Source organism: Allostigmatella hybrida, assembly GCF_020103775.1.
Classification (GTDB): domain Bacteria; phylum Myxococcota; class Myxococcia; order Myxococcales; family Myxococcaceae; genus Hyalangium; species Hyalangium aurantiaca.
Window position 1 is genome coordinate 76,853 of the sequence record NZ_JAHXBH010000031.1, and the last position, 24,035, is coordinate 100,887.

Below are 24,035 nucleotides of genomic sequence, written 5' to 3' on the forward strand. Positions count from 1 at the left end.
GTACCGCCCGCTGTCCTGTCCCGTCCCTCCGTCCTGCCCCGCCCGTCCTGCCCCGCCCCGCGCTCGACCCTGTCCTGCCCCGTCCCCGCCCGACCCCGTCCCGCGATTAACCGACCCCGTCCCGCCCCGTATTGACTGTCCTGCTCAACCCAACCCCGTCCCGCCCTGTACCGCCCGTCCTGCCCCGTACCGCTCAACCAGCCCGCCCTACCCGCCCTGCCCCGCCCTACCCCGTACCGCCCCGTCCTACCCGCCCTACCCCGTACCGCCCCGTCCTACCCGCCCTGCCCCGTACCACCCGTCCTGCTCCGTCCAACCCGCCCTACCCCGTACCGCCCCGTCCTACCCGCCCTGCCCCGTCCTACCCGTCCTACCCGTCCTGCTCCGCCCGACCCGCCCTACCCCGTCCTGCCCGTACCGCCCGACGCCCGACCCGCCCTGCCCCGTACCGCCCCGTCCTACCCGCCCTGCCCCGTACCACCCGTCCTGCTTCGCCCGACCCGTCCTGCCCCGTACCACCCGTCCTGCTCCGCCCCCCCCCCCCCAACCCCGCCCGGCCCCCCCCCCCCCCCCCCCCCCCCCCCCCGCCCCCCCCCCCCCCCCCCCCCCCCCCCCCCCCCCCCCCCCACCCCCCCCCCCCCCCCCCCCCCCGCCCGTCCTGCTCCGCCCGACCCGCCCAGCCCCGTCCCGCCCGTCCTGCTCCGCCCGACCCGCCCTGCCCCGTACCGCCCCGTCCTACCCGCCCCGCCCTGCCCCGTACCGCCCCGTCCTGCCCCTCGTTCGCTTCGGGAAAGAGTCTTAGCATCACGCGTGCCAGCAGGCCCCAGAGGGCCGGGTCTCGTGATTTCAACCACTTGCTGGGTGGATTGGGCTCGTGCTCGCCGCGACGGAGGGCAAAAGTTACAACTCGCCCCTCACGCTCTGCTGCAGATGCTGCCCTCGGCTACTGGATTGAAGTCCTAGCCCCCGGGTCTTGATAAGTAGGCACTGGTCCTACATTGGCGCCAGCGGGGGCCGGCGCTTTTTCGCCCCGTGCCACCTTCCGGACGGACCGCGCCCGGCCCCCGCCTCCCCACGCCGGGCGCAAGGGTTCACCGCCTCCGCTTTCCCTGGCGCTTTGCCCTTGAACCCAGCCGCGCGAGGGCCGCGCAATCCCAATCCCTGACGCGGTGCGCTCAGCGCGAATGGCTGTCAAAGCAGTTGCCCGGGGTATCCACGCACCCGACAATCCCCGGCCCCGTTGTCCGTACCTCTTCTGAGGAAATCCACCCCCCTTATGGCCCATCGCTTGCTGCTCCGTCTGGGGACGGCGTGCTCGCTGTCCCTGTCGCTCACTGCTGCCCAGGCTCAGCCCGCTCCCGCCGCCCAGGCCCAGGCGCCCCGCGCCACGCCTCCCGCCGCCCCTCAATTCCTCACCCAGGCCACCTCCGTGCGCGCCCTGGACGAGGGCCTGGAGGCCCGCGCCGGCGAGGCCACCCTGCGCATCAGCGCCCTGAGGGACGACGTGCTGCGCGTGCGCATCAGCCCCAGCGCCACGCTGCCCGAGGACGCCTCCTGGGCCGTGCTCCCCGAGGCCCGCACGCGCCGCATCAAGGTCTCCGCCCTGCCGGACACCGCGCAGGCCGCGGGCTTCCGGACGGCGGCCCTGGAGGTCCGGCTGGAGAAGAACCCGCTGCGGCTCGTCATCCTCGACCGGCAGGGCCAGGTGCTCTCCGCCGATGCCCTGCACCGCCCCACCCAGTTCGTGGGCGGCGGCTTCCAGGTCACCAAGGAGATGCCCCTGGACGAGCACTACTTCGGCCTCGGCGACAAGCCCGGCCCGCTCGACCGCCGGGACATGGCCTTCACCCTGTGGAACACCGACGCCTACCGCCACCAGGAGTCGACCGACCCCCTCTACAAGAGCATCCCGTTCTTCATGGCCGTGCGCGCCGGCCGCGCCCACGGAATCCTCCTCGACAACACCTGGCGCTCGAACTTCAACTTCGGCAAGCAGTGGCACGACGCCTACTCGTTCGGCTCCGACGGCGGCCCGCTGGACTACTACGTCCTCCACGGCCCCTCGCCGAAGAAGGTCCTGGAGGGCTACGCGTTCCTCACCGGCCCCTCGCCGCTGCCCCCGCTCTGGGCGCTGGGCTTCCAGCAGTCGCGCTTCAGCTACGAGCCCGAGTCCCAGGTGCGGGAGATTGCCTCGCGCCTGCGCTCGGACCGCATCCCCTCGGACGTGCTCTTCCTGGACATCGACTTCCAGGACCGGAAGCGGCCCTTCACCATCGACAAGGAGAAGTTCCCCAACTTCGCGGGCCTGGTGAAGGATCTCCACAAGCAGAACCTCCACGTCGTCACCGTCACGGACCTGCACGTGCCGGCGGTGCCCAACGCGGGCTATGCGCCGTACGACACGGGCGTGGCGGGCAACCACTTCATCCACAACCCGGACGGCAGCATCTTCACCGGCCCGGTGTGGCCGGGCCCCTCGGCCTTCCCGGACTTCACCCGGGCGGCGACGCGCGCCTGGTGGGGCGCGCTCCACCAGGACTTCGTGAAGCTGGGCGTGGACGGGTTCTGGAACGACATGAACGAGCCGTCCGTCTTCGAGACGCCCCTGAAGACGATGCCGCGCGAGTCCGTGCACCGCATCGAGGAGCCGGGCTTCGCCTCCCGCTCCGCCACGCACGCAGAGCTGCACAACGTACTGGGCACGCAGAACGCGCGCGCCACCTATGACGGCCTCTTGAAGCTCAAGCCCGGCGAGCGCCCCTTCGTGCTCACGCGCGCCACGTACGCAGGGGGGCAGCGCTACGCCATCACCTGGACGGGCGACAACAGCGCCACCTGGAACCACCTGCGCCTGAGCACGCCCATGCTGCTGAACCTGGGCCTGAGCGGCTTCTCGTTCGCGGGGGTGGACTCCGGCGGCTTCTCGGGCTCGCCCTCGCCGGAGCTGCTCACGCGCTGGACGCAGGTGGCGGCCTTCAACCCGCTGCACCGCAACCACTCCGAGAAGCACATGGCCCCCCACGAGGTGTGGGCCCACGGCCCCGGGCCCCTCGCCGTGCGCCGCAGCGCCATCGAGACGCGCTACCGGCTGATGCCCTACCTCTATACGTTGGCGGAGGAGACCTCGCGCACGGGCATTCCGATGATGCGGCCCCTGTTCCTGGAGTTCCCCGAGGCGGCGCCGGACAAGCACCCGTTGGACCTGTACGCGGGCAACCAGTTCCTGCTCGGCCGGAGCCTGATGGTGGTGCCGCCGCCCTACGCCGACGCGATGGATGCCTACCGGCCCACGCTGCCGCAGGTGGACTGGTTCGACTTCTGGACGGGCCAGAAGGTGGTGAAGGAGAAGGAGAACCCCACGGATCCGGACACGCGGCCGCTCGTGGCGCCGAAAATCACCCCCACGCTCGAGCTGCTGCCGGTGTTCGTGCGCGCGGGCAGCATCCTGCCCCTGCAGCCGCTCGTGCAGAGCACGAACGAGAAGCCGCAGGGCGCGCTGGAGCTGCGCGTCTACCCGGGCCCCGAGTGCCAGGGCAGCCTCTACCTCGATGACGGCCGCAGCTTTGACTACAAGAAGGGCGCCTACCTGCGGCAGGAGTTCACCTGCGAGGCCAGCGGGGACACGGTGCGCGTGAAGCTCGCCGCGCCCACCGGCAAATACCAGCCCTGGTGGAAGAGCATCGACGTGGTGGTCTACGGCTGGGAACAGCCGGGAGCCACGGCCACGCTGGCCTCGGGCGGCAAGCTCACCGCGCGGCATGACGCCGCCGCGCGCACGGTGCGCGTCACGATGCCCGCCAGCGCCCAGGGCGCGGAGCTGCGCCTGACGAAGGGCTCGCCGTAGAAAGCCTCACGGACGCGGAGGAAGGGGGAGCGCGAAATCCCGCGCGCTTCCTGCCTCCGGGCGTTCCGAAGCCTCTGCCCGCCGCGGCTTGACACCCGTGGAAGCAATCGCTTCTCGTGTCCGTCCCCGGACTACCGTGACAACGAGGCAGCGCGATGGGACTTTGGATCGGAATCCTGGAATTCAACACGATGAGTGAGCAGCAGGCTCCGCTCGCCTATCGCAAGGAGCTGCTCGAGCTCGCCGTCGACGCCCTGTCCAAGAAGCTCGTCTCGAACGACACGGGCGTGGCCCTCTTCCCGGAGTATTTCTTCGCCGAGCCGACGTCCACCACCCAAAACCACGGACGCGGAGACATCCGCTCGCTCGACGAGGACGAGAAGGACGACTTCTTCCGCTTCGTTCAGCAGGTCAGCGAAAAGTACCCGAAGGTCATCATCTTTCCCGGGACAATCGCCTGGCACAAAAGCTTCACCCGCCAGGGCACCCGGGCGCTCCACAGCCATGGTCCCCAGATTGGCACGCCCAAGGCCATCAGCCGCTACCACAAGGCGGCGGCCGCGCTGCAGACGAGCCACCAGCGTGCGTTCGGGGTCGCGTACAACCCGAACAGCGCGCTCGCGGGCAATCTGGACGCTTGGGATGGTGGCTACTTCCTTCCTGCCACCTCGTTCAACACCGCTTCCCTCGGGACGGTCTCCCCCACGCTCTCGGTCACCTTGAACCCGGGCACCGTCATGACCCGGTACGTGAACAAGTACTCCGACACCTATGGGAGCCGGGTCCACCAGGTCCAAACCTTCGAGAACACGCCCAGCGCCAAGCAACGGCTCGTCCGCAACACCGCGTATGTGTTCCAGGGCGGGTACTGCAAGTTCAAGTACAACAAGCAGGGGGACTTCCACGAGGTGCTGGGGGGCTCGAACCACTTCGCCTACGTGCCGGGCGTGGCCAACGGCGTGTTCAAGCTGGACAACATCACCTTCGGCGTCGAGGTCTGCCTCGACCATGCGATCGGGTTCCTGACCCGGAACTATCCGGGGACCGTGGACATCCACGTCGTGATGTCGGCGACGGTCCCCATCAACCTCGCGAACATCAAGGCTGGGAATGGGGGGCACATCATCCACGCGGATGCCGTGCCCACCAACTCGGGCGTCTGGAAGTTCCGCACCGCCGGTCCGGCCCGCCTCGACATCCCTGGCGGCAACCAGACCACCCTCACGTTCGTCAACTCGTTGGGGCACATGCGGGCGATGAAGGCCTTCCGCATCCTGCCCACCCATGCCGGAGGGGCGGGGCCGACCAGCGCCGACTCGATGCTCCAGAAGCTGGATGCCTTTCACCTGGAGCTGGCCATCGCCCCCGGCCAGCCCGGCGCCCTGGACTGGTCGGTCTGCCTGACCCGCATCAATGAAATCAACGAAGTCTGGGCCAAGCTGTTCAAGCACCGCTTCACGCCCACGGACGCCACCACCTTCCTCCAGGCGTCGAAGGACCTCCGGGCTGCCGTGGCCGCCCTCTTCTCCCCTCCGAGCCAGTACCCCCTCTCGGGCCTGTGGGCCTCGGTGAAGACGATCCGCGGCCTGGTCGACACGGCCGAGCCGAACAAGAAGTACGCGGCCGCGCTCAAGAAGGCCTGTGATGATTACGTGCCCCTCCGCCAGACGATGCCCGGCGCGGGAGGGGGCAACAAGTTCACGGTCTTGTTCACCTCCTCGCTCAAGGACTGTGTCTGCGTGGACTGTGGCCTGCGCCACGCCTGGACAGTGTCCACCGCCTACAGTGGGAACTGGCACCACTGCACCGCGTGCAAGTCGACCTACTGCCCCCCGTGTGGCAAGGCGCTGACCAGCGTCGGCAAGCTTTCCCGCGAGCGCACCTGCAGGAACTGCCAGGGGCGGACCACCCTCACCGCATGATCCGTACCCCTGGAGACCGGAGGTGCCCCGCGCCCTGGCCTACGGGCTCACGGGAACCGAGACGAGCGGCACCTGGCCCTGGGTGCCCACGGCCCGGTTCGGCGTGCTGAGCAGCACCGAACTGTGGACCCGGCCGCCGGACACCACGCGCTGGGCCACGGGCTCGGGCAGGCTCACCGGCGTCGAGACGGCCTGGAAGCGGGCGCGCGTCCCCTGCGCCGGGGAAAACCCCGCCGCGCAACTGGCCTTCCCGGTGACGAAGTCCGCCTGGTAGAGCCGGGAGGTGTACGCGGGAACGGCGCCGCCGTCCGTCCGGGCCTCCAGGGAGTTCCAGAGCACGCACCCGCCCACGGCCGTGGCCGCCGTGCTCGTCCGCTGGAAGTTCGTGGCATAGGGAAGGTACCAGCCCGCGCCCAGCGGGTGCGCCTGCCGCTCGCCGGCGGAGACAGCACCCGAGGCGTCGAACTGCCCCACGTTGAGCAGTTCCCAATCCGTCATCAACAGGCCGTCGAAGGCCTCCGCCTCCGTCTCGTCATTGAACGTGCGGGACGGGTGGCCTCCGTAGCTCCAGAGCCCATAGAAGCGCTCGGGATACATCGGCTGGCTCTGGACGGACTGGAAGGGGGCCCGGGTGTCCGTCTGAACGCGGCAGCGCCACGAGGACGGGCTCCCGTCACACCGGTAGTCGAGCACCTCGCTCCGGGCACTCGGGCACTGGGCCGTGGCGAACTGCTCCGAGGAGAGCTGGACCTGGGCGCTCTGGCAAGCGAGGCCCGGGGAGAACGTGCTCTGCCCGCCCAGGGCGTACGCGAAGGGGGCGTAGGTGGCCGAGGCCGCCCCCGCGGTGAGCTGGCCCCGGGACACCACCAGGGTGTTCCGGAACCCGCAGCCCTGCTCGGCGCAGGCGCGCGGGTTGCCCGGCCGGCACACCGAGGCCGCCTCGGAGAGGTTCTGCCGGTCGCCGGTGCCCACGAGCGTCCGCAGGAAGCCCATGCCGTGCTGCGGCAGATTCACCGCCATGGAGGCGAAGGGCGCCCGCAGCGCCTCGGGGCTCGACGTCTGGTCCGTCAGCTTCTCCACGCGGAAGGAGCGTGCCGCGTGCCAGTTGCTCACCCGCTGCGTGGCGGCGTCCCACACCCCGGGCCGCCAGAAGCGCAGCGTCCAGAGCTGGCCGCCGTAGTCGCCCACCGTCGCCGTATCGAAGAGCCCATCGGCCTCCAGCGCCGTGCCGTACGAGCTGCCCAGGTCCGTCAGCGCCAGGCCCGCCGTCACCGGGTAGTTCAGGTGCCCGGAGCGGCCCTGGCCATCTCCCAGGAAGAAGCTCCACACCGTGTGGCCGCTGGACAGGTCCACCATCGCCATGCCCCGGCCGCGCACCTGGTACGGGTCATACCCGCCGTTGAGCGCCACCACCCACCGCTCGCGGGCCAGCGCGCCGTCGATGTGCCACGGGGTCAGCGGGTTGTCTCCCCAGGAGCCCCCAAGGATGCGCAGGGCGTCATCCGCCTCGGGGGAGAGCGCCACCGGGCCCAGGGGCGGGCTCTGCGGCGAGAAGTGGCTGATGCTCTGGCCCACCTGCAGCGCCAAGGCATCGCACGGCTGCGGCCACATCCACAGGAACGCCCCCGCGGAGTTGGGCACCCGGGGCTGGCCCACCAGGTCCACCGCCAGCAGGTCCGTCAAATCCAGGGCGAAGTGGTGCACCCCACCCCGGCCCGTGCCCACCACCGCCACCGTGCGGAACTCCGTCCACTGCTTCATGCCCTCCTTCTGGGCGTCCGCGCCCACCCCGTCCAGCCACACCTCGCGGACCATGGGGGTGCCATCCACGAAGTAGGCATGCTTGCCCAGGTGGGAGCGCAGCTTCGGCAGCAGGTCCGGCGGCACGAAGGCCCACAGCTCCTGGCCCGTGCCCGCGTCGTACAGGCCGAGCCCCGTGCCCGCATCCGTGGAGACGCGCCGCCCGGCGTGGAAGGCGTGCAGCATGCCGCCGTTGGAGCCCACCAGAACCACCTTGTCCCGGGCACCCGACTCGAACACGTACTTGTCATAGGCATCCACCTGCGCCTGGCCCGGAATGCTGTACGAGTCCTGCAGCGGCGTAGCCCCCGAGTAGAGCGCGGGCGTGCACTGCGGCGAGGTGCCGCACAGGGACCTGGGCAGCGGCGGCTCCACGGTGATGGGCGTGGAGTGGAAGAGATCCTGCAGCAGGAAGGGCCGGTCATACCCGCGCTGGGCCGGATCCGCGTGGAGGGCATCCGCCCCGCGATACCAGCGGATGACGAGCCTCGCGCACTCGGTGGGCGTCAGGCTGGAGAGCCCCAGCTGGACCCGCAGGTCCTCGCACTCAGCAGGGTTCTGGCTGATGCCCAGCGAGTCCATGAGGAGTCCGGCGTTCGCCTCGGAGAACTCCACCGGCGCGTCCCAGTGGTCGAGCTTGCCGTCGGCGTTGCCATCGACGAGGGTGAAGATCCGCCGGTTCATCCACTGGGCAGACGGCGCCATGGAAGGCTTCAACACCGCCCCCGCCTCCCAGAACGGCCGGGCCTTGACCTCCGGGGTGCCCTGCTTCACGAACGTGCCGTCGAAGGTCTCCTCGACCCGGTCTCCGTCCACGTCCAGCAGGTGCGTGTCGTCGCAATCCCCATCGCCGTTGAGGTCCCCGAACCAGGGGTTCACCGGGTCACATCCCAGGCCCTTCTCCGGGGTGAGCTGGAACCGGTAGAGGAATCCCTGCCGTGGGGCCTTCATATCGACTGCGGCCAGGAGGCGCGGGACGACGGCGGCCCCCTGTCCGTTCACCAGCAGGGGCTCGACAGAAGGCGCGGCCAGGGCCGTGACGCGCATCTGTGCCGTCTTCTCCTGGAAGAGCGCATCCTGGATGGCCTGCTTGAGGCTGGCCGCATCCGTGGCGGTGAAGGCCTGCCCTCCGCCCACAGCCGCAGCGTTCTTGAGCAGGTTGCTGTTGATGCCAAAACCCACGGTGTACAACCGCAACTGCTGTAAGCCCGAGGTGTCCAGGTCTCCCACGACGGGGGGCGTGCTGCGCTGCAGATCCTGGGTGAACAGCAGCTTCGCCACATCATCGAGCATGTAGTTGGCGTCGTTGCTCTCGTCCGGGCACGGCGCGGAGGCCGGGCAGTTGACCTTGCCGCCATTGAGTTCCCGGATCTTCGTCACGACCGTACCGCCCAGCGTGTCGTTGTTGGGCTCGCCATCCGAGATCAAGATAACTGCAGAGTTTTGATTGCCCCAGCACACGGTGCGGTTCTCCGAGGTCAGGGCCTCATTCTTGAAATCGCTCGGGTATGCGTAGCCGAGTGGAGACGAGGAACCGAAGCCAAAAGCGTCCCTGTAGATGTCCAGGCCCGAGCTGAAGTAGTAGCCCGCGTTGAGCAGCGAGCGCGCCAGGGGCGTAGAGGTGTTGAAGGCGAGCGAATTGATCCGCGCGATGACCTCGCTGCGGTAGCTGGAGAAGGCCTCGGGGTTCGCGAGGATTTCATGGCAGGCGGGCCGCATCTTCTGCACGTTCGAGGACGTCGCGGTGAAGGTGCTGATGCCCACCCGCGCCCCCTTCAGATCCTTGATGACCTGCTTGAGCACCGCCTTGGCGGCCACGTACTTGGGCGGGTTGAAGTTGAGGAAGCGGCCCCAGAGGCTGAAGTTGATGTTCGCCTCGTCATTCGAGGTGGTGTTGAACACCTTGAAGTAACCCTTGGTGCTCAAGCACTGCAGGCACCGGGCGTACTGGGCCGAGCCCGAGGGTTTGTTCCAGGTGTCGCCAATCTGCTTCTGGCAGGCCTCCTCCTTGGAGCCCCACTGAGGGGTGGGGCTGGACGACGAGCCCCACACGCCCATCGCGTAGTACTTGCTGTCCTGGAACAGGTTGGGGAACCCCAGGTCCGAGCCAAGGCCCGTGCCCGGGTCCGGCACAGGGTACGGGAAGGAGGGATTCCAACCGCGGCTATCGGAGAACGCCTGCAGGGCAGGATTCTCGCACCCGTTCACGGTGGCGTCGTAGAACGCTCGGTACTGGCTGTTGTTGATCTGCGGCAGTTCCCGCATGGAGCCCGAGACATCCACGATGAAGTGAATGTTGGGCGGCAGGCCCCCAGACATGTGCGGTTTTAGAAACCGCTCATCGCTCGGCGGCTCGGTGTTGAGCACATCCTGGATGAGCGACGTGGTGAGCTGGCAACAGGCCGGACTGGTGCTGGAAGAGCCGAGCTGCGCGGACGCCGCTCCCGCGGCCCCCACCAGCAGCAGGGCCAGGCAAAATCTTTTCATGGCGGAACCCCCTGGAAAGCAAGCGCCGCCGAATATCCTGTTTGCCCTGTGGCCAACAAGCCCCCCCGGGAACTGCGGGGGTCAACGCTGTCCGAGACGAGGAGGACCGCGTTGCGCGGCTCTCCCAAACACACGGAGCGCTGCTCCGAGGTGGGCGCCGCGCTCGCGAAGCCGATGGGGTTAGCCGCGCGCCACAGGACCTGCCAGTGCCTTTTCTTTCTCAGACATGGTCAGGCTCCTCTGGCTGGGCCGCCGTTCCCGTGACAGCCGCTCCAGCATCGCCACGCCCTCCGCCATTCCTGGCAAGGCCTGGGTTTCGGCCTGGAAGCGCCGGGCGCGCTCGCGGTACGCGCCATCCCGCATCATCTCCCGCACCTGCTGGCGGAGCAGCTCCGGGGTGAGCGTGTCTGGATTGACGCGCCGCCCCACCCCCAATCGCTCACAGGACTGCGCGTTCACCGGTTGATCCGCCGCCAGCGGAACAATCAACACCGGCAACCCCACGTGTAACGCACTCATCACACTGTTGTAGCCCCCGTGCAAAATGGCCAGCTCACACCGGGGCAATACCAATGATTGTGGAATGTATCGCTCCACGTAGACATTGGACGGCTGTGGCCCCAGCCGCGCCGGATCCATGTCCCGGCCCACCGTGACGATGAGGTCCACGGGCTCGTCCCGGAGCGCCTCGATGATGGTGCGCAGGTGGTGGGTGAGCTTGTTGAACACCGTGCCCAGCGTGGCGTAGATGACCGGCCGGTCTCCCAGCGAAGCCATCCAGTCCGGCAATCGCTCCTCGCCGGATTGGTCAAACACTTCCAGCCTTAAATACTGCGTGTTGGGCGGAAGCGAGCCGCCAAAATAGGCGGCGGGCATGAAGGACAGGTGCAGGTAGCGGTAGAGCGCCCGCAGCCCGGGATCCGCCGGCAGGCCGTGCTCCGCGCGGAGGCCATCCAGGCGCCGGGCGAAGAGGCCCGTGCCGCCGTCATCGGAGAATCCCACCCCTCCCACTTGAATGGTGGCGTGGGGCAGGCCCAGCCGCTCGGCCACCACCGGGCCCGCGAACTCCGCCGACTCGCTGATGAGCAGGTCCGGCCGCCAGCGCCGGCACAGCGGCACCAGCGCTCGCGCCATGGGGCGGGCCAGCCGGTCCACGAAGAGCTCCAGCACCCGGTCCAGCCCCGCGGGGACTTCCATCCTCGGCGGGGCCTGCACGTGAGACTTCAGCTCCTGCGCCAGGGACTCGAAGTCCACCCCCGCCGGGAAGACGGGAAAGCCGCTCGCCTCCACCTGGGCGTGGAACGACCCGGCGGCGGCGAAGGCCACCTCGTGGCCCGCCCGCTGGAGCGCCTGGGCCGTGGGAACCAATGGGTGAAAGTGCCCGGTCCCCGGTGTGGTGGTGAAAAGAACGCGCATGCCTCAAGCCCCCCTCAAAGTCCGTGAAGGCTGCGACGGTACTCCCGGGGCGCGCCCGCCCAAGCTCCTGAAGTCCGGGGCAACGGCGCCTCTGTTCACGGGCAGCGCACACGGGGTGCCCCGGTGTTGGGCCCCGGAAGGAGCAACCGTCCCCGGGGCGGAAGCGCGCTGTCCGCCCGCCCCGCGTTGACCGGCGGGAGCTTCCCTGGAACCATCCTCCCGTGCAGAGCGAACGGACAGTGCCGCTGTTCCCCGCGTGGAGCTGGCGCCGCGGGGCCCTCATCTTCGCCGGGTGGACCCTCGTCGGGACGATGGGCTCGTCGTACGCGTGGTTCTCCTCCGTGATGGGCAGCCGCCCCCCGCCCACGTTCCGCTCGCTGCTGGACGGCTTCGTCTGCGTGTGGCTCTGGGCGTTGATGACGCCCTTCATCTTCGCCTGGTGCGAGCGCTACCCGCTCGTGCGCCCCCTCGTGGCCCGCAGTGGGGCGGCCCACCTGGCGCTGTTCCTGCTGTTCTGGGCAGGGGAGGTGGCACTGGGCTCGCTGGCCGCCCCGTGGCTGGCGCCTCCCGGGCGCACCCTGCCGCTGTACATGGCCCAGTGCGCGCTGCTGGGCATCTACAGCTACGGGGGCATGGCGGCCATCGGCCACGCGCTGCGCTTCTACCGCCTGTACCTGGATCGGCGGGTGCGGACCTCGGAGCTGGAGACGCAGCTGGTGCGCACCCAGCTCCGGGCGCTCCAGATGCAGCTGCGCCCCCACTTCCTCTTCAACGCCCTCAACACCATCACCGGCCTCATCCGCACCGGGGACTCGAAGGGCGCGGTGCAGATGACGGTGGGGCTGGCGGATCTGCTGCGCGCGGTGCTCCGTGAGGACGGCGCCCAGGAGGTGCCCCTCCAGCAGGAGCTGGACTTCGTGGAGCGCTACCTGCGGATTGAACAGCTGCGCTTCCAGGAGCGGCTGCACACGCACATCCACGTGGACCCCGAGGCGCGCGACGCGCTGGTGCCCCACCTGCTGCTCCAGCCCCTGGTGGAGAACGCCGTGCGCCACGGCGCGAGCACCGAGGCGCAGAACCGGGTGGACATCCACATCACCCGCGAGTCGGACATGCTCTGGCTGCGCGTGCGGGACACGGGCCAGGGGCCCCGCCCCGCCGTGCCCGCCCCGTCCGAGCCCGGCGTGCCCCGGGAGGGCGGCATCGGGCTGAGCAACACCCGCGCCCGGCTGCGCCACCTCTATGGGGAGGAGCACCGGCTGGAGCTGCTGCTCGCCGACGGCGGCGGCGCGGTGGCCGAGGTGGCCATTCCCTACCGCCGCGCGGTGGCGAGGGCCTCGGCATGATGCCGGGGGAGGTGGCCGCCCCGGTGCGCGTGCTGGTGGTGGACGACGAGCGCATCGCCCGGCAGGGCCTCCTGGCGCTGCTCGCGGCGGATGCCGAAGTCCAGGTGGTGGGCGAGTGCGCCAGCGGCCCCCAGGCGGTGGAGGCCCTGCGCCAGCACCCGGTGGACGTGCTCTTCCTGGACGTGGAGATGGCGGGCATGGACGGCTTCCAGGTGCTGCGCCAGGTGGGGGACCCCCTCACCGCCGCCATCATCTTCGTCACCGCGTACGACACCTATGCCCTCAAGGCCTTCGAGGTGCACGCGCTCGACTACCTCCTCAAGCCGTTCGATGACGAGCGCTTCGCCCGGGTGCTCTCCCGCGCCAAGGCGCACGTGCGCAACGGGCGGATCCAGACCGTGGCGCGGCAGCTCGCGGGGCTGCTGGGCACCGCGCCCGCACCCGCGCCGGTGGCCGCCCCGCCCCCGCCCGCGCCGGTGCGCTACCTGGAGCGGCTGGTGCTCAAGGACGTGGGCCGGGTGGCCTTCCTGGACGTGGAGAAGGTGGACTGGCTGGAGGCCGAGGACTACTACATCCAGATCCACGCCGCCGGGCAGACGCACCTGTTGCGCCAGCCCCTGCGCGAGCTGGAGGCGCAGTTGGATCCGCGCCGGTTCGTGCGCATCCACCGCTCCACCATCGTCAACGTGGAGCGGGTGAAGGAGCTGCGGCCCCTGTTCCACGGCGAGTACCACGTCATCCTTCAGGACGGGCACCAGCTCAAGCTCAGCCGCGGCTACCGCGCGCGGCTGGATGCGCTGCTCGGCAAGGCCTGAGCTAACGGATGGGGCGCATGGGCTCGGCGCGAATCACCCGCGCCGTGGGCTCCCCGGGCCCCTCCACGTAGGCCACGCGCACCTCGGTGCCCTCGCTCAAGGACTCGGGCGCCATCGCCCGGCGGGCCTCGACCGCGCAGGTGACGGTGTCGGTGAGCAGCTTCACCGCCCCCTTGCCCGGCACCTCCACGGTGACGAGCCCGTTCGAGGTGAAGTTGAGCACGCCGGAGACCACCGTCACCGGCTCGCGGGCGTTGAGCGCCGCGGCGCACAGGTGCTTCTCCTCGCCTGCGCTGCCCGAGCCGCCCAGGCCCTCGCCCTCCAGGCGCGGGGCCGCGCCGCGGGAGAGGCCCAGCTCGCGGGCCACCTGCGCGTAGAGCTCGCCCTGGGCCCCCGCGGGCTCCTCGGCCGCCACGGCCTCGCCCGGGAAGGTGCCCGTGTCCACCGTGGCCGCGCCGCCGCCGCCGGAGCTCGCCGTGGCCGGCGGGGGCTCCTGCGCCGCGCCCATGGGCACCGGGGCCCTCGCCATCTGGCTGCCACACGCCATCACGCCCAGGCCCAGCACCGTGCATCCCATCCGCATCCAGCGTCCCGTCCAGCGTCCCATGGTCCCCTCCTCTGCCTCTGCCGTGAGCCCCGTGTCCCCGGAGGGCCTCAGCGGGGCGTGCGCTCCTCGAACGCGCGCTGCTCGAACTGCGCCAGGGCCACCCGCCGCCGCTCCGCCCCGGCGAACAGCAGCCCCAGGGGCAGCCCGTAAAAGACCGCGTGCAACACCATCTGGAAGAACTGGGGCGTGCCCAGGAACCACGGGTAGTAGCCCCGCGAGATGAACTGGAAGGTCACCACCCACACGCCCACCGCGAAGAGCATGCCCATGGCGGACTGGTGCGCGGCCTGGGGCCGCAGGTCCACCGCCATGCGCGCGTCCACCAGCGAGTAGGCCAGGCCGAAGAACGCGGACAAGAGCAGGTGCACGCCCAGCCCGGCGAAGGCCGTGAGCAGGAGCGGCGTGTCCATGAGCGCGCGCGAGCCCAGCAGCACGCTGGCCGCGTAGCGCAGGGGCTCCAGCAGCCCGTGGCCGGCGAACAGCGAGGCCAGGCACTCCGCCAGGCCGAACACGAGCCCCGCCACGAGGCCGAACCCCAGCCCGTTCTTCGCCGACCAAGGGGTCTTGGACCAGGCCATGCCGTGCCTCCGCGTGAAGGGAGCGTCCCCAGTGACGCCGCCGGGGCCCCGCCGCCGGGCCCACCTCCAGAAGGGTTGTCATCTCCCGCGGGAAGGGCAGACGTCTCGGCGCCGGCCCCTGGCCCCTTGCCCGCCCTCCGTTCACCCCGCCGGGCGCTGGAGATCCCGCCCCGGCTGCGAATACAAGGGTTTCACCGGTTCCCCGAGTGTCCCAGGCAGTACACTCCACCGCCCAGCGGTCCCCTTTCCACCCTCAGGCGCCCATGCAGGACAAGCCCTTCACCGACGTCTCCACCGCGGCCACCCCGCGGCGCTCCCGCGAGGAGTCCACGCGCCCCGCCTTCGTGCTCACCGTCGTCTCCCACCCCACCCCCCGCCGCGCCGGGGAGCGGCTGGTGCTGGGGGCACTCTCGGCCGGCCTGCCCGTGTCCGTCTCCCGCGTGGGCCCGGACTTCGTGCTGCCCGGCGCCACCCTGGGCATGCCCCTGGCGGACACCTTCATCAGCCGCAAGCCGCTCGTCTTCGAGCCCGCGGGCCCCGACCGGGTGCGGCTGCGCGTGGAGGAGGGGGGCACGCCGGTGCGCGTGGGCACCGAGCCCGTCACCAGCCCCCGGGAGTTCGGCCCCGAGGCGCTGCGCGAGGGGGTGCCGCTGGTGCTCGCCGACCGGGTCGTCCTCTTGCTGCACCAGGCCCTGCCCTTCGAGGCCCCCACCGCCGATGGGCTGGGCATGGTTGGCCATGGCCAGGGCACCCGGCGCGTGCGCGAGGACATCATCCGCGTGGCGGACCTGAAGGTCCCCGTGCTCATCCGCGGGGAGACGGGCTCCGGCAAGGAGCTGGTGGCGCGCGCCATCCACCAGCGCAGCCCCCGGCGAAACGGGCCCTTCGTCAGCGTGAACCTGGGCGCCATCCCCAAGGAGCTGGCCGCCGCGGAGCTGTTCGGCGCGAGGAAGGGCGCCTACACGGGCGCGCACCAGGAGCGCGAGGGCTTCTTCCGCGCCGCCCACGGGGGCACGCTCTTCCTGGACGAGGTGGGCGAGGCGCCCCCCGAGGTGCAGGTCATGCTGCTCCGTGCCCTGGAGACGGGCGAGGTGTACCCCGTGGGCGGCAGCGCGCCCGTGGCCGTGGACACCCGGCTCATCACCGCCACGGACGCGGACCTGGAGGCGCGCATCGTCCAGGGCTCCTTCAAGGCCCCGCTGCTGCACCGGCTCGCGGGCTATGACATCCAGGTGCCCCCCTTGCGCGAGCGGCGCGAGGACATCGGCGTGCTCTTCCTGCACTTCGCCCGCGAGGAGCTCGCCTCGCTGGGCGAGGGCCCCGGGCTGGAGGCGATGGCCTCCCAGGAGACTCCCTGGCTGCCCGCCTCGCTCGCCGTGCGCCTGGTGTCCTTCGCCTGGCCCGGCAACGTGCGCCAGCTGCGCAACTTCACCCGGCAGATCGTCATCGGCAGCCGGGGCCAGGGCTCGCTCCAGGCCAGCCCCCGCCTGGAGCAGGAGCTGGAGGCCTCCGCCGCGCCCGCGGCCCGCCCGGCCCCCACCCCCGTGCCCGTGGCGCCGTCCGCCGAGGAGCCCGAGCTGGCCCGCCGCAAGCCCTCCGAGGTGAGCGACGCGGAGCTCCTGGAGGCCCTGCGCGCCAGCGCGTGGGACCTCAAGGCCGCCGCCCAGCGCCTGGGCATCACCCGCCCCTCGCTCTACGTGCTCATCGAGAAGAGCCCCAGCCTGCGGACCGCGGGGGATTTGAGCGTCGAGGAGATCTCCCGCTGCTACCAGGAGTGCCAGGGGGACCTGGACACCATGGCGCGGCGCCTCGAGGTGTCCAAGCGTGGCCTCCAGCGCCGCGTCCGGGAGCTGGGGCTCGGCCCCGCCTGAGCCCGCCGTGCCGGCGCGCGTGTTGACACGTCCAAACATGTCAACATGTGACAAACCCCAGGCCTGGCGGCGGCCGTCCCCCCGGGGGCGCCCCCTCGGGAGTACCCTGGTACGGCGGCTGCACGGAGACACCGGCAGCCTGATTGTCAGGATGACCCACAAGGAGAACATGTCTTCATGGCCGATTTGACCGTCACCGTGAGCGCCGGCACCACCCCCACCTATTCCCCGCCCGGCAGCACCGGCACCAACCCCCTGCGCGGCATCATCCGGCAGGGCGGCACCGTCGAGTTCGTCTTCGCGGGCACCACCCCCATCACCGTGACGTTCCCCAACGGCTCGCCCTTCTCCCAGACGGCCCCCATCCAGCTCGGCGGGCCCTCTCAGCTGGGGACCCAGGACAAGACGGTCGCCTCCCAGGCCACGCCCAACATCTACAAGTTCGACGTGACGCCCCAGCCGGGCGGTGAGAAGCCGGGTCCGCCCTCGACGGTCTCCGGAGACCTGGAAGTCACCCCGGACTACTGAGCCTGTGCGGAAGGCCAGGGGCCCCTCAGGGCTCCTCGGCCATGCCCAGGTGGGGGTTGAGCGCCAGGGCCTGCTCCAGCACCTTGCGCGCCTCGCCCCGCCAGGCCGTCCGCTGCGCGGCGGGGCCCGGCGTCTCCGAGAGCATCACCAGGAGCCGCGCCCGGGCCGCCAGCCCCTGGGCCCACCGGGGCCGGGCCTTGAGCGCCGTGTCCACCTGCGCGAGCCCCTCCTGGAGCACCGCGGTGGGGTCCTGCCCCGTCTGCGCCAGCCAGGAGGCCCAGCCCAGGTGCAGCCGCCCCAGGGCCACGCGGTAGTCCTGCCACTCGGGGTCCGCCGCGAGGGCCTGCCGGAGGAGGCCCGCGGCCCGCTCGAAGTCGTCCCCCCGCGCCTGCCCCCGCTGGGCCAGCCAGCGGGCGCGCACGCCCTGCACCTCGCCCGCGTAGCGCAGCGCGAAGCCAAGCTGGGGGTTGAGCGCGAGCGCCTCGCGCAGCGCCGCCTCGGCCTGCTCCAGCCGTGGGATGGGGTCCCGGCCTCGCCGCAGCTCCCAGAGCGCCAGCGTGTAGTGGGCCTTGGCCACGTTGGCCTGGAACTGCGCCTGCCTTGGAATGCGCGCGAGCGCCTCGCGGAAGGCCTCCTGCGCCACGCGGATGCTCGGGGTGGGGTCCTCGCCGCGCTGGCTCAGGTACAGGCCGCGCGCGGCATGCACCTCGCCCAGGTTGTTGTAGGCAAAGCCCTGCTTGGGCGCCACGTCCCGGGCCTGTTCGAAGGAGGCCTGCGCCACGTCCAGCCGCGCGAAGGGGTCCTCCCCCTCCTCCCACGCCAGCTCCGCGCGCCACAGGAGCGCCCCGCCCAGGGCGTTGTGGAACTGGGGCAGCTTCGCGTTGATGGCGAGCCCCTGGCGGTACAGGGCGATGGCCTGCTCCAAGTCCCTCGCCGCCGCGCCCCCGCGGTTGTACAGCCGCCGGGCCCGCCACTCGTGCACCTGGGCCCCGTAGTAGTAGGGCACGTAGTTGCCCGGGTCGATGCCGCGCGCCCGCTCCAGCGCCTCGCGCGCCCGCTCCAGGTCCGCGTCCGCGTCCACCGCGCGCGGGTGCGAGGCCCGCTTGAAGTACGCCGTGCCCAGGTTCACCCAGCCATCCAGCGGCTTCGGGTCGAGCGCGATGGCCGCCTGGTACGCCGCGATGGCCTGGTCCCGGTGCGGCAGCGAGTCCCCGCCACCCTGGTCCTCGTGGTCCGCCCAGATCTTGAAGCTCAAGCCCCGCTCGATGTGGAACCCGTAGTCCCGGCGGCTCGGCGGCACGCGCTCGAAGGACTGCACCGCCTGGCTCAGCTGCTCGCTGGGGTCCTCGCCGTGCTCCTGCCGGTAGCGCGCCCACAGGCGAAGCACCTGGGCCAGCTCCTGGTGGGGCTGCGGCTCCTCGGGCGCGAGCGCCTGGGCGGCCCGCGCGGCGGCCAGGGCCTTCTCCACCAGGGGCAGCACCTCGCCCCCCTGCGGCACGCGGAACTCGGCCAGCCGCCGGTGGAACTTGGACTCCAACACCCGGAGCTTGAAGGACTCCGGCGCGGCGGTGAGCGCGCGCCCGAGCGCCTCCAGGCCCCGCTCGTAGTGGGGCTGCACCTCTCCCTGGCCGTAGAGTTCCAGCTGCAGCGAGGCCAGGTGCAGCGAGGCGAGGGCCGCGTGCACCGCGGGCTCGCTCTCGCCGATGCGGGCCGCCTCGGAGTACGCCTGGCGCGCCGCCTCGATGTCTGCGAGCGCCCCGGGCCGGTCCCCCTGGTGGCGGCGCTGGTAGGCGCGGGCCTGGTAGATGTCACCGCGCAACAGGGGCCCCTCGTGGAACCACGGGTAGGTGGTGCCCATGGCATCCAGCTCGCCCAGCGCCTCGGCGTGGCGCCCCTCGTAGAAGGCCAGCAGCGCGGCCACATAGTGCGGGGAGGGGGCATCGGCGCCCTCGCTCTGGCGCAGGTAGGTGAGGGCGGGGTCGCGGTAGCGCTGCTCCAGCGCCTGGCGGCGGGCGTCGCGCTGCGCGGTGTCCCGGATGCGCTCCACCTCCAGGAGTTGCTCCTGGTAGAGCTGCCCGAGCGCGAGCGCCAGCGCATAGGCCACGCGCGCGCCGTGGTAGCCGCCGCGCCAGGCGGCCTCGAGCTGGGCCAGGGCGCCCTCCGCGTCCCCGAGCACGAGCCGCGCGCGCCCCAGGGCGTAGTGGCCGGGCCCCTGGGCGGGCTCGCCGCCCTGGCGGACCTCCGCCTCCAGCGCGGCCATGGCCTCCTGGAGGGCCCGGTGGTCCGCGCGCGTGTCGTGCAGCGGCGCCAGGGAGGAGTAGCGGGCCTGCGCCTCCATGCGCTCCACGCGCTCGGTGAAGCGGCGGGCGAGGCTCTCGCGCAACGTGACTTGGCGCTGGGTGAGCGCCGCCTGGCCCAGGGCGAGCAGCACGCCCACGAGCGCCGTGGAGCCCAGCCCCACCACGAGCCGGTGCTTGCGCAGCTTCTTGCGCAGCCGGTAGCCGGCGCCCGCCCGGCGCGCGCGCACGGGCTCGCCGGCGAGGAAGCGCTCCAGGTCCTCGGACAGCTCGCGCGCCGAGGCGTAGCGGGCGGTGCGGTCCTTCTCCAGGCACTTGAGGACGATGGCCTCCACGTCCACGGGCAGGCCGGGGACGCGCTCGCGCAAGGGGCGGGGCTCCTCGGACTGGATGCGCTGGAGCAGCTCCAGGGCGTTGTCGGCGAGGAAGGGCGGCACGCCGGCGAGCACCTGGTAGAGCGTGGCGCCGAGGCTGTAGACGTCCACGCGGAGATCCATGGCCTCGCCGCGGGCCTGCTCGGGGGCCATGTAGTGGGGGGTGCCCAGCACCGAGCCCGTGGCGGTGTGCTCGTCGTGCCAGTCGCGCGCGAGGCCGAAGTCCATGACGTAGGGCTTGAGGGCCCCGTCCTCGGCGCGCTCGATGAGGATGTTGGAGGGCTTGAGGTCGCGGTGGATGAGGCCCGCGCGGTGGGCGGCGTGAACGCCTTCGGCCACGTCCCGGAGCACGCGCAGCTTCTGCTCCAGGGTCAGCTCCTGGGCGAGCTGGCCCAGGTGCCGCCCGTTCACGTACTGCATGGCGATGAAGGCGCGGCCGTCGACTTCGCCGACCTCGTACATCTCGCACACGCGCTCGTGGAGCACGCGGGCCTGGGCGCGGGCCTCGGACAGGAAGCGCTGGGCGAGCTCGGGGGCCCCATCGCGCACGAACTTGAGGGCCACATTGCGGCGCAGGCGCGGGTCGTACGCGAGGAACACCTGGCCCATGCCGCCCTGGCCGAGGAAGCGCACGGGCTGGTAGCGGTCCCAGTGGGGCAGCGGGAAGGCGGGCTCCGAGGACGAGGCTGGGGCGGGGACGCCGGGCTGGCGGGTGGGCGGGGCCTCGAAGGGGGTGGCGGGAGCAGGGGTGTCCGAGGGCTCGGCCCGGTTCTGCCTCAGGACGGAGAGGGTCTGCGGGGAGAGCTGGCCGCGCTCCAGGAGGAGTTCCAGGGGACTGCGTTGCAGGCGCTGGGCCTCGGCGCGCAGGGCCTCCACCTCACCCCGGGACAAGACGCCCTCGACCATCGCGGAGCGAAGTTCATCCTCGTACTCCGTCCGCCACGTGCCAGGTGGGCTCACCCCTACGAGCATACAATGCGGATGGGAGGCACACGACTCCTACGGGAAGGAGAGCAGGAGAACCCGTCGTCACGCGATGTAGCAGGCAAGCGTCTGAGATGGCTGCTCCCCATCGCTCAGAACGCGCTTTGCTTGACGGTACCAAGTGTGTGTGGTCGGGTCCCAAGGCCCCACAGCTTCTACGGGGCTCCTCCATGGGACCCAACGATGGCCAAGCTCACGAAGTTGTCGATCAAGACATTCCGGAACGTCGCGCCTACGACCCTGGAGTTCCGTCCTGGCGTCAACATCGTTCTAGGCAAGAATGCGGCAGGGAAAACGACGCTCCTTCGGTTGTTGTCAACCATTACAGGAGCAACTGAAGAAGGTCTTCCAAACGACGTGCTAGAGGTAAATTACAGCGCATCAGGTGGTCCCCTCGACCTCGACCATAGCATCCTAAGAACTCGGGTTGAGAAATCGGCTGCCCTCTTCAATGAGTCGAACTATCTCCGCCTTGAAGCCCCAAACGACCTTCATCAAGTCGATTCATTCGTTTTCAAGAACGCTGGGACTATTTTCGCACAGGGCCAAGTGCTTCCCAACGAAGTCACATTTACAAGCAAAGAGAAGCAGTTAAAATCCAACAGACTTCCCCGAATATCGCCCCCAATAGCGTTAGCATTCGCTCTCGCCGAGGCAACCCAAGAATCTGGGCTCGATCCATCAACGGCCATTACCATCTTTAAGGCTTTCCTCCTTGGCACAGGGCGAATGGATGAGAGCCTCGAATACTGGAAAACACTACTAAGTCTCAGCATCAAGATTGATGATACGAACTTCGACTCCACCTTACGTTTTTACGAATACCCTTCGGCCTTCACAAAAAGCCTCCCAAAGCCATCATTTTCTGGAAGTTCAGTAACACTCTCGCTCGAATTCCTAACTCGTGTTGCGCGCATTCTTGGCTATGATTCTGCGACAGCACGCTTTGACGTTGAACATCTCAATATTGGGACGGAGCAGCAGGCAATTCGACTGAGTAACCTCCGATTCTTCTTCAAGCGCCTTGGGGAAGAAATTTCTCATAGCTTTCTAAGCTACGGCCAGAAGAGGCTTCTTTCTTTCTTTGCTTACGCAGCATCATCCCCCATAGTTCTCATCGCGGACGAACTGGTAAACGGATTGCATCACGAGTGGATCTCCGCATGTCTCACTGAGATAGGCGATCGGCAGGCCTTTCTCACGAGCCAGAATCCACTGTTGCTCGACTTCCTGCGGTTCGACAGTGCCGAGGAAGTTCGCCGTGCTTTCATTCTCTGCGAAAGAACTAGCAATGAAGCTGGATCTCAGCTCATCTGGCGCAATCCCTCTGAAGAAGAAGCAGACTCATTCTTCTCGGCATACCAAACGGGGATCCAACGCGTCTCGGACATCTTGTTCACCAAGGGGCTCTGGTGACTCGCCATGACTGTCCGTGCGCGCATCATGCTCTTGACCGAGGACTCTGGAAAGCAAGGGCAGCCAACAGTTCACAAGCTTCTAAAAGAAGCTTTTAAGGTCTTGGTGCAAGGCGTCGACTTGAATCCTAGGAGGATTCAGATTGAACCCTTGCCTGAAAATGACCGTGCCCGAAAAGCCGTTCGTGCTACCGACTGGAAGACGCAGCCTCCTCCCCGGGAAGTCCCCGTCCTGCTTGAAGCCATCGCGGCACGGTTGCTGGAACCAGGCTTCGTCATCTTCCACTTTGATACAGACCGCGTGTGGTCCGAACGCCACACAAGTGAGAATCGCAAGAAATTCGAGTCCATCCTCCGAAGAGGCGTGCGCCGTATTCTGCGCGGAGAGGTCCCCCTGCCGATTCGTCCAGGTCCGCCTCCCCCTCAGCGGACACCTGACCAGATCGAAGCTGCGCTTGGGCGCCTCCTGGTCTTATCGCCCTGTTACAGCATCGAGTCTTGGCTCTACCAGTCAACCACCAAGATCCGAGACCACTGTCAGGCCAAACATGCATCAGGAGAACATGGCAAGCTCATCGATTCCTGGGCGGCGGACACGCGAGTTCTAGATGAAGTGTATCGTCCCAAAGACGATGCATTGCCCTGCGTGAGGGATCACCACAATGAACAGCTCGCGCAGGCGTTCCCGGCCCAAGAGGTATGGCTTGCCCAGCGTTCTTTCTATGAGTTCGTCGAAACTCTTCGTGCCTGCGCCCCACTCATGAATGCCCTTAGCCATGAGGAAGCAGTGTAAAGCTGTCGTGGACTCAAGCAGAGAGCGTGAGCCACCGCATCGGGGCAAGCCCACCGCGCAGGATGAGCGGAAAGCGCACAACCTCAGAGTCAAGATTGTTCGCTGGACGACGGGCTCCTGTTAGCGTGGCCAGCCCTGCGCACCTCGGCGGCTCTATCTTGAAATCCATGAAATTGCCAAGTGGCGCCCGGGCTCTTTTCTTGCCGGTCCTGCTCACGATGCTGACGGGAGGCTGTTCCACGGGCTCCCACACCCCTGCTGTCCGTGCGCTCGCGCCGCTTTCCGTGACGGCCCCGAACTTGCGCGCCACGGCCGCCCCGAGCCCACCTTCCGCAGTGGCTCAGTCTGCCGGAGCCTGCTGGAACTCGATGAGCTGCTGTATCCAGAAACACCCCCTGACCCCGGTGCAGAGTTGCGGTGCTGCTCCTCTGGAAGCGGCGGAGACCCTCGAAGCCCTCGGGCAATTTGCAGCCGCCGCAAAGGTCTTGGAAGCGGCGGGGCGTCTCCCGAAGTGGAAGAAGGAGTGCATGAACAAGTACACCCAGTGCATGGAAGAGGACTGGGTGGGGACTTGGACCTGCGTTGACTGCCTCCGGTACTGTGAAGGCCAGCAAGGCAAGTGGCCGGGGGATCGATGCTTCAAGGACACGAACTAGGGGACTGCCATCATGGCCGCTGAGCTTGACTGGGAACCCATTCGCGCACTGGGGCAGCGTGTCATCGAGCGCGGCGAACCGCTCGAACTCTCGGACGAGGTACGCGCGCTCTTGCAGCGTTCCGCAGAAGAGGTCGCGCTCTCTCCAGAAGACACGGCGAGCGCTCTCCGCAGTGCGCCCACGGCCACAACGCTGCTTGGAGAGATCACGCGCCGCATCGATGACGGCTCGCATCGGCTTGGACGGGCTCAAACCCGCGCGTATCGCCTGCGGGATGCGGGAGACCTGGACGGCGCGTGCAG

The 24,035-nt window shown here is 69.4% G+C and carries 14 protein-coding genes; 9 read left to right on the top strand and 5 right to left on the bottom strand.

Features of this window, described 5'->3' with window-relative positions; all coding sequences use genetic code 11:
* Nucleotides 1–1,276 precede the first annotated feature (1,276 nt).
* Nucleotides 1,277–3,844 carry a glycoside hydrolase family 31 protein gene (locus KY661_RS31570; RefSeq protein WP_225413741.1) on the top strand — a complete coding sequence of 856 codons (2,568 nt, stop codon included), beginning with the start codon at nt 1,277–1,279 and terminating at the stop codon, nt 3,842–3,844.
* Between the two features lie 191 nt (nt 3,845–4,035).
* A complete protein-coding gene (locus tag KY661_RS31575; RefSeq protein WP_225413742.1) occupies nt 4,036–5,766 on the top strand; it encodes an FYVE zinc finger domain-containing protein in 1,731 nt (576 codons plus the stop codon).
* Nucleotides 5,767–5,805: 39 nt separating this feature from the next.
* On the opposite strand, the gene KY661_RS31580 is transcribed toward KY661_RS31575, so the two are convergent.
* Nucleotides 5,806–10,053, bottom strand: a complete 4,248-nt coding sequence (locus KY661_RS31580; protein WP_225413743.1) for a pilus assembly protein — start codon at nt 10,051–10,053, stop codon at nt 5,806–5,808.
* A 180-nt stretch (nt 10,054–10,233) separates the two neighbouring features.
* Nucleotides 10,234–11,469: a glycosyltransferase gene (locus KY661_RS31585; protein ID WP_225413744.1), complete on the bottom strand. Its 1,236-nt coding sequence runs from the start codon at nt 11,467–11,469 to the stop codon at nt 10,234–10,236.
* Nucleotides 11,470–11,690: 221 nt separating this feature from the next.
* Here KY661_RS31585 and KY661_RS31590 point away from each other — a divergent pair, with 221 nt between their 5' ends.
* Entirely contained in the window at nt 11,691–12,815 is a 1,125-nt protein-coding gene (locus KY661_RS31590; RefSeq protein WP_225413745.1) for a sensor histidine kinase, read from the top strand.
* Nucleotides 12,812–13,630, top strand: coding sequence for a LytR/AlgR family response regulator transcription factor (locus KY661_RS31595; RefSeq protein WP_225413746.1), 819 nt, complete (start codon nt 12,812–12,814; stop codon nt 13,628–13,630). The genes KY661_RS31590 and KY661_RS31595 overlap by 4 nt, the downstream gene beginning before the upstream one ends.
* A gap of 1 nt (nt 13,631) precedes the next feature.
* On the opposite strand, the gene KY661_RS31600 is transcribed toward KY661_RS31595, so the two are convergent.
* Together KY661_RS31600 and KY661_RS31605 are read right to left on the bottom strand one after the other, a co-directional pair.
* Nucleotides 13,632–14,237: a hypothetical protein gene (locus tag KY661_RS31600; protein WP_225413747.1), complete on the bottom strand. Its 606-nt coding sequence runs from the start codon at nt 14,235–14,237 to the stop codon at nt 13,632–13,634.
* Nucleotides 14,238–14,284: 47 nt separating this feature from the next.
* Entirely contained in the window at nt 14,285–14,815 is a 531-nt protein-coding gene (locus KY661_RS31605) for a hypothetical protein (protein WP_225413748.1), read from the bottom strand.
* Between the two features lie 263 nt (nt 14,816–15,078).
* Between KY661_RS31605 and KY661_RS31610 the strand changes: the two genes are divergently transcribed.
* Nucleotides 15,079–16,686: a sigma 54-interacting transcriptional regulator gene (locus KY661_RS31610; protein ID WP_225413749.1), complete on the top strand. Its 1,608-nt coding sequence runs from the start codon at nt 15,079–15,081 to the stop codon at nt 16,684–16,686.
* A gap of 177 nt (nt 16,687–16,863) precedes the next feature.
* Nucleotides 16,864–17,214: a hypothetical protein gene (locus KY661_RS31615; protein WP_225413750.1), complete on the top strand. Its 351-nt coding sequence runs from the start codon at nt 16,864–16,866 to the stop codon at nt 17,212–17,214.
* Between the two features lie 25 nt (nt 17,215–17,239).
* Here KY661_RS31615 and KY661_RS31620 read toward each other — a convergent pair whose 3' ends face one another.
* Nucleotides 17,240–20,791, bottom strand: coding sequence for a serine/threonine-protein kinase (locus tag KY661_RS31620; protein ID WP_225413751.1), 3,552 nt, complete (start codon nt 20,789–20,791; stop codon nt 17,240–17,242).
* A gap of 261 nt (nt 20,792–21,052) precedes the next feature.
* On the opposite strand from KY661_RS31620, the gene KY661_RS31625 reads away from it, so the two are divergent.
* The 3 genes from KY661_RS31625 to KY661_RS31635 form a co-directional block, all read left to right on the top strand.
* Nucleotides 21,053–22,285: an AAA family ATPase gene (locus KY661_RS31625; RefSeq protein ID WP_225413752.1), complete on the top strand. Its 1,233-nt coding sequence runs from the start codon at nt 21,053–21,055 to the stop codon at nt 22,283–22,285.
* A 6-nt stretch (nt 22,286–22,291) separates the two neighbouring features.
* Nucleotides 22,292–23,077, top strand: a complete 786-nt coding sequence (locus tag KY661_RS31630) for a hypothetical protein (RefSeq protein ID WP_225413753.1) — start codon at nt 22,292–22,294, stop codon at nt 23,075–23,077.
* Nucleotides 23,078–23,745: 668 nt separating this feature from the next.
* A partial coding sequence (locus KY661_RS31635; RefSeq protein ID WP_225413754.1) for a DUSAM domain-containing protein occupies nt 23,746–24,035 on the top strand: 290 nt, incomplete at its 3' end.